At 45.8% G+C, this 13,524-nt stretch carries 12 protein-coding genes and 2 pseudogenes; 13 read left to right on the plus strand and 1 reads right to left on the minus strand.

From position 1 onward, the window contains the following. The first annotated feature begins 119 nt into the window (after positions 1-119). From PGS38_RS11660 to PGS38_RS11700, 9 genes and pseudogenes are all read left to right on the plus strand, one after another. Complete coding sequence (locus PGS38_RS11660; RefSeq protein ID WP_117805236.1) at positions 120-1,553, plus strand: phospholipase D family protein; 1,434 nt, start codon at positions 120-122, stop codon at positions 1,551-1,553. After that, positions 1,532-2,242, plus strand: coding sequence for a response regulator transcription factor (locus PGS38_RS11665; RefSeq protein ID WP_044024695.1), 711 nt, complete (start codon positions 1,532-1,534; stop codon positions 2,240-2,242). Before PGS38_RS11660 ends, PGS38_RS11665 begins: the two co-directional genes overlap by 22 nt. Further along, positions 2,242-3,285, plus strand: a complete 1,044-nt coding sequence (locus tag PGS38_RS11670; protein ID WP_118640522.1) for a sensor histidine kinase — start codon at positions 2,242-2,244, stop codon at positions 3,283-3,285. The genes PGS38_RS11665 and PGS38_RS11670 overlap by 1 nt, the downstream gene beginning before the upstream one ends. A 31-nt stretch (positions 3,286-3,316) precedes the next feature. Beyond that, positions 3,317-4,382: pseudogene (locus PGS38_RS11675) on the plus strand (FUSC family protein). Then, positions 4,372-4,542 (plus strand): annotated as a pseudogene (locus tag PGS38_RS11680) (CDP-alcohol phosphatidyltransferase family protein); the annotation flags it as partial. The pseudogenes PGS38_RS11675 and PGS38_RS11680, both read left to right, overlap by 11 nt. Before the next feature lie 353 nt (positions 4,543-4,895). Continuing rightward, a complete protein-coding gene (locus PGS38_RS11685; protein ID WP_022462477.1) occupies positions 4,896-5,075 on the plus strand; it encodes a hypothetical protein in 180 nt (59 codons plus the stop codon). Continuing rightward, complete coding sequence (locus PGS38_RS11690; protein WP_117802675.1) at positions 5,059-5,742, plus strand: Crp/Fnr family transcriptional regulator; 684 nt, start codon at positions 5,059-5,061, stop codon at positions 5,740-5,742. The genes PGS38_RS11685 and PGS38_RS11690 overlap by 17 nt, the downstream gene beginning before the upstream one ends. Before the next feature lie 216 nt (positions 5,743-5,958). Then, positions 5,959-7,593, plus strand: a complete 1,635-nt coding sequence (gene hcp / locus PGS38_RS11695; protein WP_270476288.1) for a hydroxylamine reductase — start codon at positions 5,959-5,961, stop codon at positions 7,591-7,593. A gap of 215 nt (positions 7,594-7,808) precedes the next feature. Then, the gene (locus tag PGS38_RS11700) at positions 7,809-8,138 is read left to right on the plus strand and encodes a cupin domain-containing protein (RefSeq protein WP_022462474.1); all 330 of its coding nucleotides are present in this window, start codon (positions 7,809-7,811) and stop codon (positions 8,136-8,138) included. A 95-nt stretch (positions 8,139-8,233) separates the two neighbouring features. On the opposite strand, the gene PGS38_RS11705 is transcribed toward PGS38_RS11700, so the two are convergent. Continuing rightward, positions 8,234-8,485, minus strand: a complete 252-nt coding sequence (locus PGS38_RS11705) for a hypothetical protein (RefSeq protein ID WP_199695882.1) — start codon at positions 8,483-8,485, stop codon at positions 8,234-8,236. A 579-nt stretch (positions 8,486-9,064) separates the two neighbouring features. Between PGS38_RS11705 and PGS38_RS11710 the strand changes: the two genes are divergently transcribed. The 4 genes from PGS38_RS11710 to PGS38_RS11725 all read left to right on the plus strand — a co-directional run bounded on the left by PGS38_RS11710 (position 9,065) and on the right by PGS38_RS11725 (position 13,357). Beyond that, positions 9,065-9,718, plus strand: a complete 654-nt coding sequence (locus PGS38_RS11710; protein WP_022461580.1) for a YczE/YyaS/YitT family protein — start codon at positions 9,065-9,067, stop codon at positions 9,716-9,718. 174 nt (positions 9,719-9,892) lie between these two features. Continuing rightward, positions 9,893-10,738, plus strand: coding sequence for a purine-nucleoside phosphorylase (locus PGS38_RS11715; protein ID WP_117510620.1), 846 nt, complete (start codon positions 9,893-9,895; stop codon positions 10,736-10,738). 30 nt (positions 10,739-10,768) lie between these two features. Further along, positions 10,769-12,079, plus strand: coding sequence for an amidohydrolase family protein (locus tag PGS38_RS11720; protein ID WP_117510622.1), 1,311 nt, complete (start codon positions 10,769-10,771; stop codon positions 12,077-12,079). 105 nt (positions 12,080-12,184) lie between these two features. Beyond that, positions 12,185-13,357, plus strand: a complete 1,173-nt coding sequence (locus PGS38_RS11725; protein WP_055225931.1) for a BMP family lipoprotein — start codon at positions 12,185-12,187, stop codon at positions 13,355-13,357. Positions 13,358-13,524: the final 167 nt, after the last annotated feature.

A 13,524-nucleotide genomic window follows, 5' to 3' on the forward strand; every position in this document is an offset into this window, starting at 1 on the left:
AACAGTCTGTTGTACAAAGAAGATTTTGCATTGATGAAAAAACAAACCTTGTTGAGGTTAAATTGAGATTGACTTTGTATTGTATAAGTATGAAATAAAAAGGAATCAGGTGATGTACAATGAAAAAGTATAAAATATGTAAAATCCTTCTTGTTATACTGGCAATTTTTTTATGTGTGGCTTTTTATGAATTGCTCGGAATCCGCGTTGCATATAAAAAGCAGCCGGAAGTGTCCAATACAACCAAAAAAGAAACAAAAAATGTGTCATGGAACGAATGCAGTGAAAATACAGAACGGGCAGTAATCATAGAAAAGAATCCAGAAGCGCTTTTACAAAGAGTGCGTTTGATCAAGAATGCAAAAAAGGAAATTATTCTTTCTACTTTTGCATTTCAATCCGATGAAAGTGGAAAATTGATTTTAGGAGCACTGCATGATGCGGCAGACAAAGGTGTACATATTCGTCTGTTAATAGATGGAATGGAGAGCTGGATTGATATGGAAGGAAATCCGTATTTCTATGGATTATCTTCCCATGAGAATGTTGAAATTAAACTATATAATAAGGCCAATCCGTTGAAACCGTGGAAAATGATGGGTAGAATGCATGATAAATATTTGATTGCAGATGGAAAAAGATATATTCTTGGGGGAAGAAATACATACAATTATTTCCTGGGTGATTTTCCGGGACATAAGAACTATGACAGAGACGTGTTAGTGGTTTGCGATGAACCTGAGAAAGAAAATTCAGTTAACCAGTTGTTAGAGTATTTTGAAACGATATGGGAACAAGAAGACAGTGGTTATTTTCATGACAATAAAAAACTGGCAAATAGAAAATCTGTAAAGAACGCAGTTTTAGAACTGCAGAACGGCTATCAGAAATATTTTGAAGAGAATAAGGAAAGAATCTGCGATACCGATTACACGGACGAAACTTTTGAGACAGAAAAGATTGCATTAGTGTCAAATCCTATCCACACAGGTTCCAAGGAACCAGTAGTCTGGTATCAACTGGGAGAACTAATGAAAAATGCAAAAGAGCGCGTGAAAATTCATACACCATATATTATTTGCAATGATATGATGTATAATACATGGAAAGAGATTGCGGAGAGAGTTCCGGATTTTTCTATCATGACCAATTCGGTTGCCAACAATGGAAATCCGTTTGGTTCTGCTGATTATGCGAGAAACAGAAACAGAATTTTAAATACAGGAATTGATATCTGGGAGTATGAAGGCGGCTATTCTTACCACGGAAAAAGCATCCTGATTGATGATGATCTATCCGTAATCGGTTCCTTTAACATGGATATGAGAAGCACGTATCTGGATACGGAACTGATGCTTGTAATACGTAGCAAAGAGATTAATAAACAGTTGGAAGAAGGCATGATGGAATATGAAAGAGTGTCCCGACAGGTATTGGAAGATGGAACCTATCGTGATCCATATCATGTAGAGCCAATCGAATTAACAAAGAAACGTCAGAGAAAAATATTTTTGGTACAGCATCTGCTTGGATGGGCAAGGTATCTGTTTTAATAAGGAGGAAGGAAAACGTGTTTCAAATATTGATTGTAGAAGATGATAAAGAATTAAGCCAGCTATTCCAAAAAGTGCTTGAGAAGAATGGATATCAGGTCAAAAGTGCATCGGATGGAGCACTGGCATTAGAAATATTGGATAAAGAGTATATTGATCTGATCATTTCCGATATTATGATGCCGGTTATGGATGGTTATGAACTGGTGTCGGAACTCCGTTCAGCAGGATATCAGATACCGGTACTTATGATCACTGCGAAAGGTTCCTTTGATGATATGCGCCAGGGATTTCTTTCGGGAAGTGACGATTATATGGTAAAACCGGTAAATGTGAATGAAATGGTTTTAAGAGTTGGAGCACTGCTTCGCCGTGCACAGATACTGAATGAACACAAAATTGTGATCGGTTCAACAGAGTTTGATTATGATGCAATGACGGTTACAACTGATAAGGAAAGTCTTGTTTTGCCTAAAAAAGAATTCCTGCTTTTATATAAGCTTGCAGCTTCGCCAGGCAGAACATTTACAAAACAACAGTTGATGGATGAAGTATGGGGATACGAGACGGAGGCAGACCCACATACGATAGAGGTACATATAGGAAGAATCAGAGAGCGTTTTAAAGATAACCCTGATTTTGAAATCGTAACAATGCGTGGAATTGGATACAAGGTGGTGAAAAAATAATGGAACAAAAGAAAGAAAAAGGATTGCGGATCCGATCCTGTCTGACTGGTGCAATCTGGCTGGCACTTGTATTTTCAACAGTCATATCTGCTTTATTATTTGCTTTTTTGAATCATTTTTTTTATCTGCCGGGCAGCATATCTGTGCTTGGCTGGCTTTTGATTTTCAATACATTGATTGCCGGGCTGATCACTTCCTTTATTAATGCAAAGTTACTGGAACCAATTACCAGACTTAGTAAAGCAATGAAGGAAGTTTCTCAGGGAGATTTTGAACAGCATTTGGAAACGAACAGCCGTATAGCAGAAGTTGGAGAATCTTATCAAAGTTTTAACGTTATGACAAAAGAACTTCGTGCAACAGAGGTGCTGCAGATGGATTTTGTATCTGATGTTTCTCATGAGTTTAAGACCCCGATTAATGCCATTGAAGGATATACAATGCTGCTTCAGGGAGAAGAACTGTCTCCGGATCAAGAGGAATATGTAGAAAAAATCTTATTTAACACCCAAAGACTTTCCGGATTGGTTGGTAATATTTTGCTGTTATCCAAGTTAGAGAATCAGAATATACCAATGAAAAAAACAGAATATCGTCTGGATGAACAGATCCGCCAGGCATTTCTTTCATTGGAAACAAAATGGACAGAAAAAGAAATTGGTTTTCAGGTAGAATTGGAGGAAGTTAAATATACTGGGAATGAAGGACTTTTTATGCATATCTGGATAAATCTTTTGGATAATGCGATTAAGTTCAGCCCTTCAAAGGGGACAATTACGATGTTTCTGAAACAAGAACAGGATTCTGTTAAGTTCATTCTGGAAGATGAAGGACCAGGAATAGAGGATGATGTAAAATCCAGAATATTTGACAAGTTCTATCAGGTAGATGGATCTCATAAAGCAGAAGGAAATGGCCTAGGTCTTGCACTTGTAAAACGGATTGTAGATAGTGCCGGAGGAACAATCAAAGCAGAAAACCGTGAATATGGTGGATGCAGATTTGTTGTAGAGCTTCCAATACAGAAAGATGAGGCCATATAAGTTTAAGAAAAACAGATAGAGGAGGAATTACATGACATTTTATCAGGAGTTGCAGTTAAATCAGGCAGGTTCTAAAAACCTGTTGAAAAAGAGTGAAACACTAAAAGAAAAATCATATCATATGTGGGTATATCTGGTGAAGATAGCTGCTACAATGGCATTTTGTTTTTGCTTTGTTAGTATTTTCAGTATCCTATTTGGAAATGAGAACAGCATTGTAGGTGTAGTAGTCTTATTATGTCTCATGGTGTTTAGAAATGCGGATCTGGGGATCCACACCGGACAATCTACGATGCTTTTGGCTTTGTTCTTTGTAATTATGACTGTATGTCCGCATTTAGCAAATCAGTTTTCACCGGTATTGGGAATGCTGTTAAATATTGCGGCACTGGCTGTGTTGATTCTGTTCGGATGCCATAATCCATTCATGTTTAATCAATCTACATTGGTTCTTGGGTATCTGCTGCTATATGGTTATGATGTTACGGGAAAAAGCTATCAGATGCGATTAGTCGGAATGGCTTTAGGTGCAGCACTTACCTGCCTCGTATTTTATCGAAATCATAAAAACAGAACTTATAAAAGAAATCTGAAAGATCTGATACAAGAATTTGATATCACTTCTTCCAGAACAAAATGGCAGATATGTCAGATTTTATGCGTACCGATTGTCCTTTGCATTGCAGAACTTTGTAATATGCCACGTGCAATGTGGGCTGGTATTGCGGCCATGTCCACGATTTTGCCGTTTATGGAAGATATGCACTACAGAGTCCGTAAAAGGATTGTCGGAAATATTGCAGGTGTTATATGTTTTACAGTATTATATTTTCTGCTTCCTTCGTCAATCTATGCATATATAGGAATTCTTGGTGGAATCGGTGTAGGATTTTCAGCACAATATGGCTGGCAGGCAGTATTTAACACATTTGGTGCTTTAGCCATTGCTACAGAGACTTATGGACTACAAGGAGCGGTTAGTCTTAGAGTGATTCAAAATGTTTTTGGTGTTGTGTTTGCTTTAGCATTTTGTGTTATATTTTATTGGTTTATGTCTAAAAAAAAGGGAAAGTAAGGTGACCGTACATGCAGAGTGAAGTGAATCAGGAAGAAAATTTGAATAGAATTATTACGGTTCCTAATCTTCTTTCTTTTTTTCGGCTTTGTCTGATTCCGGTAATTATATGGAGTTATTGTGTAAAGAAAAATCCTCTGTTAGCTGGTGAAATCTTATTGCTGTCTGAGCTTCCCGATATGTTCTGGTAAAGACTTGGACCATGGCAGAAGCTCTGTTAGAAAATCAGTTTTTTTATCCTCCACATGTTTAGGGATTTCTCTGAGCAGATGTCGAACTTTCCTATTATATAAGAAAATTCCGCATAGCCGCTGATGATAATGAGCTACATATCTTCCCGGATTTTTCTCAGCACCGAGCAGACTTCCAGTCCAAGTTCTTCCCCCAGGATCCTACCTTCCATCCTTTCTTTTCTGTCATACCCTGCTGTAAGTATAGCATAGACTTTTGTTTCCGACATTAAAAATTCCATCGACATCCGTTTCTGCACACGGTATAATAGGTATCATGTAAAGAAAAAGGAGGTTGTTTTCTTATGTTATCCTGCACCTACGAAGTAGTCGCCATCGATGGTGATTACGCGCATTTACGCCGCAATGACATCGAACCGGAGGACAATGAAACGAAACTGGTTGCCCGTGCGCTGCTGCCGCCGGAAATTATGGAGGGCAGTATTTTGAAATACGAGATGCTGCAGTATGAAATCATTGGCTGATGCTGTTTTTCCGGCCGAGGTGTTTTCTCTCCCGCTCTTTCATGGCATCTCGGAAACCGGGCGGACGGCTCTTGTTTCGAGCGGGTGGCTGCGGACGTGTTCGTTTGAGAAAAACCAGACCATTTATCACATGGGTGACCGCGTGTCCGAACTGGGGATTGTGCTGTCCGGCAGCGTTTTCGTGGAGAATACGGATCTCTGGGGCAACCGCAGTATCTTAAGCAAGATCACCCCCGGCCAGGTATTTGCCGAAACGTATGCCTTCTGTCGGGAGCCGATGATGGTGAATGTCACGGCAGCCGAAGCCTCGACGGTTCTCTTTTTCAATCTTCGAAACCTCGACCAGACCGCCGATGGTGATGATGCATGGCTGTCCCAGCTTCGCAGTAATATGCTCCGCATCTCCATGCAGAAAAATCTTACCCTCTCCAACCGCATTTTCTGCACTACACCAAAGACGATCCGCGAGCGCGTGCTGGTCTACCTCGCCGCGCAGTCTGCCAAAACCAGCGCCGACACCTTTACGATCCCCTTCGACCGCCAGGGCCTCGCCGACTACCTGAACCTCGACCGGAGCGCCCTCTCCAAAGAACTCGGAAAAATGCAGAAAGAGGGAATCCTCGAATTTCATAAAAACAAATTTACGCTGCGTCATCCGTCTCTCTAGGCGGTACCGCAGCGTAAATTTTTTACCGTTTCATCGTTTCAAATGCTTATTTTTCATAAATGAATATACACAAAAAGTATTTTTCCGTGGTTATAACCACATACTTTTCCTGTTATATCCGATATTCTGTACGTGTAAATTATGAAACTCCGCGCAGATCTGTTTTTCCCTCTGCGCTTAACCCCTCGGAAATACCCTACAGGAGGAACTATTTTTATGGAACAGAATATGTTTTGCTACCAGTGTCAGGAAACTGCCGGCTGCTCCGGCTGTACAAAATCCGGTGTCTGTGGAAAGCGCCCGGAGACAGCGGCGCTGCAGGATCTGCTGATCTGGACGACGAAAGGACTTTCCGCCGTGACGACACAGCTCCGCCACGAAGGAAAAACCGTCGATGCCAGCGTCAATCATCTCATCACCGAAAACCTGTTTACGACCATCACAAACGTGAACTTTGATGATGATACGATCCGCGCACGAATTGAGGCAACGCTTGAGACCAAAGCGCTTCTCGCTCAGCTTGCCGACTGCTCCGCTCTGCCGGAAGCCGCCCTCTGGAACGGCACAACCGATGAGTTTGCCGCAAAAGCAGTAACCGTCGGCGTACTTTCCACGGAAAATGAGGACATCCGCTCTTTACGCGAGCTCATCACCTACGGTCTGAAAGGACTTGCCGCGTACACCAGCCATGCCAATGTTCTCTTAAAAGAAAACGAGGAAATCGATGCCTTCCTGCAGCGTGCTCTCGCCGCAACGCTCGACGATTCCCTCTCCGCAGAGGAACTGACGGCTCTCGCACTCGAGACCGGCTCCTACGGCGTGCAGGGAATGGCACTGCTCGATGAGGCCAATACTTCCGCTTACGGCAATCCGGAGATCACCACCGTCGATCTCAGTGTCGGCACCCGCCCGGGTATTCTCGTCTCCGGCCATGATCTGCGCGACCTCGAGATGCTGCTCGAGCAGACCGTGAACACCGGCATCGATGTTTACACCCACTCCGAAATGCTGCCTGCACACTACTATCCGGCGTTCAAAAAATATGAACATTTTAAGGGAAATTATGGTAACGCCTGGTGGAAACAGAAAGAAGAATTTGAAGCCTTCAACGGCCCGATTCTGATGACGACGAACTGTATCGTGCCGCCGAAGGACAGCTACAAAAACCGTATTTACACAACCGGAGCGGTTCGTTATCCGGGATGCCCGCACATCGACGGCGTCATCGGTGAGACAAAAGATTTCTCTCTGCTCATCGAACAGGCAAAGCACTGCGCACCGCCGACGGAACTCGAGCAGGGAACCATTGTCGGAGGCTTCGCCCATGCACAGGTACTCGCCCTGGCAGACCAGATCGTCGATGCCGTGAAATCCGGCGCGATCAAAAAATTCGTTGTCATGGCTGGATGTGACGGCCGTGCAAAGAGCCGCAGCTATTACTCTGATTTTGCACAGGCACTGCCGAAAGACACCGTGATTCTGACCGCCGGCTGTGCAAAATACAAATACAACAAGCTGAACCTCGGCGACATCAACGGCATTCCGCGCGTCCTCGATGCCGGCCAGTGCAATGATTCCTACTCTCTTGCCGTGATTGCACTGAAATTAAAGGAGGTCTTCGACCTCGACGATATCAACGATCTGCCGATCATCTACAATATTTCCTGGTACGAGCAGAAAGCTGTGATTGTTCTTCTGGCACTGCTGTCTCTCGGTGTCAAGAACATCCACCTCGGCCCGACACTCCCGGCATTTTTAAGCCCGAATGTTGCAGCTCTTCTCGTTGAAAACTTCGGCATCGCCGGAATCGATACCGTTGAAAACGATATGGAATTGTTTTTCGGGAAATAAAGAAAACCCCTTGCTTTCTTTCATTTTTCCACGTATACTGTATATGTTCAGACAAAAATATCTTTGAATTTGGGCATATCAGAAAACGGACCTCAGATTCCATTTCTATACACGCCCGACACCGATGAGTCATCTCATCTTAATCACACATTTTTAGAACGTGCCTGGGAATTTTTTCAGACACGTTCTCATTCTATCACGGAGATTTATAAACTATGAGCATCATGAAAAATATCAATAAAGCCAAGGTTATGGTCTTAAAAGATCAGGTTTCCTACCAGGAAGGCCAGATCGTCAGCAAAACACTGGTACAGAATGAATCCGTCAGCATCACCTTATTTGCCTTCGACAAAGGCGAAGAAATCAGCACCCACGAGTCCGGCGGCGACGCCTTCGTCACCTGCCTCGACGGAACCGGTGAAATCACCATCGACGGCGTAAAATACGAACTCCACGAAGGCGAATCCATCGTCATGCCGGCAAAACATCCGCATGCAGTGTATGGCAAAGAGCAGTATAAGATGCTTCTGGTAGTGGTATTCTAACGTATCCTTTTTGAACCAATTATTGATATGCCTGGCAAAATAAGGCAGCATGCCTCAGGATTTCCTGTGATATGCTGCCTTGCCTTTTTATTCATTTACGCCTTTTCTATCAGGCATTCATGCTTTTTCGTCTTTTTATCATAATTAATTCCAACCAGTAGAATATCTCCAATATACGGTTCCAATGATGCAATGTACTTTTTCTCTTTGATCTGATCCGTCTCCACCCACAGATGGGCTATGAGCTCCTCAGCAAATGGGATTCCACAAGACCATACGCCGAGGCGGCGCTCTACCACCATCTCTGGTACGACGAAAAAGGCGGCTATCCGCGCGAGTATACCCATAAAGGCAACGACAACGCCATTCTCTACCAGATCCTCACCTGCGCCGATTGTCTCGGTGCGGCAACCGATTCCGTCGGGCGGCTGATCACCGCGGAACGCGAACAGTTATACCGCGAAGTCTTCGGTAAAAACGTGGAGCTGGTTCTATAACTTTGGTTTCTGTTTATGACATTAATTCGTATATCCGTATATTGTAGTTCTTTTCAAGGTTCTGTCCGTCTCGCGTGGACACATTGTAGAATGCACAAATTTCATTCAGCTCATATGTTCATTTTGTTAATTTATTAATGAACGTGTTTTTTCAATTTTATGTTTTATGTTAATTTATGTTCATTTATCGTTCATCATTTTGTGAACTCCAAGTTGACATCATTAAAAGAAAATAGTTTACATTTTGGAAAAAATATACTAAAATAACAGAAACGGTCAAATCTCCGCCAAAAAACGGCGGAGATTTTTCTGGAAAGAAGGGCGAAAAACGTGTTGGAAAGACGATCGAAAAATTTCGAAGGAAATGCGTAGAAAATCCGCCCGAAAAGGTGAAAAGCCAAGCATAAATCACAGGGAGGAACTCATACTATGAAAGAAATCATCCAGGGCTTCTACCAGAAGAAACATTTCTGGACCCGCCTGATTCTGGTCATCGCTGCCGTCATCCTGATGGGCTTTGCGCTCTCATGGCTGCTTCTCGTCGATCTCGGCACCGATCCGTGTACCTTGTTAAACCAGACCATCTCCACCCGCCTCGGCATCAGCATCGGAAACTGGCAGGCGCTCTTCAATACCGTCCTGCTCATCTTCGTTATCATTTTCGGCGGCAGAAACTTAGGCTTCGGAACCCTCGCAAACATGTTTCTCGTGGGATATTCCATCGACTTTTTCTCCTGGATCTGGGCGAAAGTCCTTCCGGCAGACCTCTTCACCTCGATGGGTGTGCGAATCGCCGTGCTGATCCCGGCGCTGATCCTGTTTATCCTTGCCGCATCCTTCTATATGGATGTTGATATGGGAACTGCACCGTACGACGCAGTATCCTTCATTATCTCCACCCACCTGCCGAACGTTTCGTTCCGTGTGATCCGCATCGTCTACGACTTCGTTGTCACCGCGATCGCCGTTCTGCTCGGCGGAAAACTCGGCATTGTCACCGTGCTGATGGTTATTACCCTCGGTCCGGTCATTGAATGGCTGGGAAATATCATGAAACAGCATCTGAATATTTTTGATGACTGAAATCATTGCTTTTCCGCGCTTTCTATACTACAATAGAACTACCAGATGATCTTTTTTCTAAAAGAAAAGCCTGCCTCCGGGACTCACATCTCTGTGGCAGGCTTTTCTTCCCTAAAAATAGCCGAAAAAAGACTCAAAAAGCAGAAAATCATTTATATTAAGGAGGTTTTTCCTATGAGCAACACCCCAAACCCTGTTTACGAAAAACTGATGAAATGCTACGAGAGCTTCCGCTCCCAGATCGATTTCCAGCCGGAAGTCGCACTGATTCTCGGTTCCGGCCTCGGTGATTTTGCGAATGATATCCGCGTTACCGCAACCCTCGATTACCACGATATCGAAGGCTTCCCGGTTTCCACTGTTCCGGGCCACGCGGGCCGTTTTATCTTCGGCTACGTCGGCGATGTGCCGGTTGTCTGCATGCAGGGCCGCGTTCATTATTATGAAGGCTATCCGATGACCGACGTCGTTCTCCCGACCCGCCTCATGAAGCTGATGGGCGCAAAAGCACTGTTCTTAACCAACGCCGCCGGCGGCATCAAACAGGGCACAAAACCAGGCTCTCTGATGCTGTTAAACGGCCAGATCGCCTGCTTCGTTCCATCTCCGCTTATCGGGCCGAACATCGACGAGCTCGGCACCCGTTTCCCGGATATGAGCCAGATCTACGACCTTGAATTCCAGAAAATCGCACGGAAAGCCGCAGCCTGCCTTGATATCGACCTGATGGAAGGCGTTTATCTGCAGCTCACCGGCCCGCAGTACGAGTCCCCGCAGGAAATCGCCATGTGCCGCACCCTCGGCGCAGACGCGGTCGGCATGAGCACCGCCTGCGAAGCCATCGCTGCACGCCATATGGGCATGCGCGTCATCGGTATTTCCTGCATTACCAATCTTGCCGCCGGCATCTCCCCGCAGCCTCTGTGCCATGCGGAAGTTCAGGAGGCAGCTGACATGGTTGCACCGCAGTTCAAAAAACTCGTTGCCGCAACGATTCAGGGCATCGCAAAGACACTGTAAACAGCACGTAAAATAAAGGAGAGATCTTTTTTGAATACACGTTTTTACAACGCCAAAATTCTCGTACTCGACGCTGAAAACCATTTTTCCATCGCCGAAGACGAACTTCATGTCACCGGCGACACCATCACCTATATCGGACCTGGTAGAAAAGCAGATCCAGATGCCGCAGAGACCCCTGTCTTCGACCGCGAAATTGACGCCCGCGGCAATCTTCTGATCCCGGGCTTTAAAAACGCACACACGCACACCCCGATGACCTTCCTCCGCTCCTACGCGGACGATCTCCCGCTCCACGAATGGCTCGAGCGCCAGGTCTTCCCGAACGAGGCAAAGCTCGCCGGGGACGACGTTTACTGGCTCAATATCCTCGGCATCATGGAATATCTGACGAGCGGCATCACCTCCAATTTCGACATGTACATCCAGCAGAAAAACAGCATCGCTGCCACGGTCGACACCGGATTCCGCACCGTTCTTACCAGCGGTCTCAACAACTTCGTCGACAGCCCGGAAATTCTCGAAGAGATGTATAACTATGTCAACAAACTCTCCGACCGCACCTCGTATCTGCTCGGTTTCCACGCCGAATATACGACCGGCGGCCCGCTTCTTGAATCCGTTGCCAAACTCGCCGAAAAATACCATTCCCCTGTCTGGACACACAACGCCGAAACAAAAAGCGAAGTCGAGGGCTGTAAAGAGCGCTGGGGACTCACCCCGACACAGCTGATGGAACGCTTAGGCATGTTCCAGTACGGAGGCGGCGGCTACCACTGCATCTGGATGGAGGACCGCGATTTTGAGATCTTCCGTGACCGGAAACTGACGGCCGTTACCAATCCCTCCTCAAACCTGAAGCTCGCCTCCGGCATCTGCCCGCTGAAGCGTTTTTACGATAACGGCATCAACCTCGCCATCGGCACTGACGGGCCGGCCAGTAACAACTGCCTCGATATGTTCCGCGAAATGTTCCTGACCACCGGCCTTTCCAAAGTCCGCGAGATGGATGCCGCAGGAATCCCGGCCGACGCCATTCTCTACATGGCAACCGCAGGCGGCGCGCACGCCATGCAGCTTACTGACTGCGACCGTCTCGCTGCCGGCAAAAAGGCCGATCTCGTCATGATTGACCTCCATCAGCCGAACATGCAGCCGGAGAATAATCTGATCAAAAACCTCGTTTACAGCGGCAGCAAACAGAACGTAAAGCTTACCATGGTAAACGGTCAAATCCTCTACGAAAACGGCGAATTCCATATCGGCTTTGACCCGGAAGAAATTTATGCAAGATCCAACGCCATTATCCGAAGAATTTCCGGCTCGCATGCAGATAATTAGTGGATTTCACGCAGTTTTTCCTTTGCTTGACATACTTTTTTCTTTTATATTATAATGTAGCCATACACGCAAAAACGCTGTACCTCTTGAAAGGAGAATACTATTATGAAAAAGAAAGTAGTTAGCTTACTGCTTGCAGCCGCCATGACAACTGCTGCACTCGCAGGATGCGGTTCCTCCAACGGCTCCTCTTCCTCCGACGCATCCACAGGCGCCGATTCCACCAGCGCAACTTCCGCTTCTGCTTCCACAGATGGAGAAAAAAAAGACGCCGCAGGTGAGAAAATTGCCATGATCACAGACTCCGGAGATATCACCGACGAATCCTTCAACCAGATCACCTGGGAAACTGTATGCGCCTACGGCGATGCAAACGGCGTAGAGTACGAGTACTACAAACCGGCAGAGGATACCGATGAAGAGCGTATCAACTCCATCGATCTTGCTGTTTCCGAGGGTGCTACCGTTGTTGTAATGCCAGGTTACCTGTTCGGACCTGCCATCGCTGAAGAGCAGGACACCTATCCGGATGTAACCTTCATCGCAGTCGATGTTACCGAAGGTGATATTGTAAAAAACGGCAAAGCTGTTGATCTCGGAAAGAACGTGTACATCTGCTCCTTCGAAGAAGAGCAGGCCGGCTACCTGGCTGGATACGCTGCAGTAAAAGACGGCTACACAAGCCTTGGTTTCCTCGGCGGTATCGCTGTTCCGGCCGTTATCCGTTTCGGTTACGGTTATGTACAGGGTATCAACGCTGCTGCTGAAGAAGACGGCGTAGATGTAAACGTAAAATATTACTATGGCGGCCAGTTCTACGGCGATGACTCCATCACCGCCCGTATGGAGGGCTGGTATGCAGACGGAACACAGGTTGTATTCGCCTGCGGCGGCGGTATCTGGACATCTGCTCTGGATGCAGCTGAGACACACGACGGAAAAGTTATTGGTGTAGACGTTGACCAGCGTTCCAAAATCGGCGAGCGCTGCCTGACTTCCGCTATGAAAGGTCTTCCAAGCGCCATCAACAACGCTCTGGATTCCTACTTCAGCGGAAACTTCTCTGAACTTGGCGGAACTGCTCAGCAGCTTGGACTGAAAGACGGAGATTACATCGGCCTTCCTACCGATTCCGAATCCTGGGGATTCACAACCTTCACACAGGATCAGTATGAAACTGTACTGGCTGGTATCCGCGATGGTTCCATCGAAATCTCCAGCGATACAGAAAATCAGCCGGAAGTAGGTTCTCACGTAACCGTTGATTACATCAGCTAATGTGCATACTGTTTCTGTAACAATATGCCTTTTGGGGAAGAGAATATTATTTCTCTTCCCCTTTTTTTCTGTCACACAAAATGCTATACTAGACATAATGAAAGCCCGCAGTTCTGCCCTGTTTTCCATGCCTTCGGCAGTCCTGCCAAACCACGCTTGAAAGGGAA

The sequence above is a fragment of the Fusicatenibacter saccharivorans genome (assembly GCF_027667425.1).
In the GTDB taxonomy this organism is placed as follows: domain Bacteria; phylum Bacillota; class Clostridia; order Lachnospirales; family Lachnospiraceae; genus Fusicatenibacter; species Fusicatenibacter saccharivorans.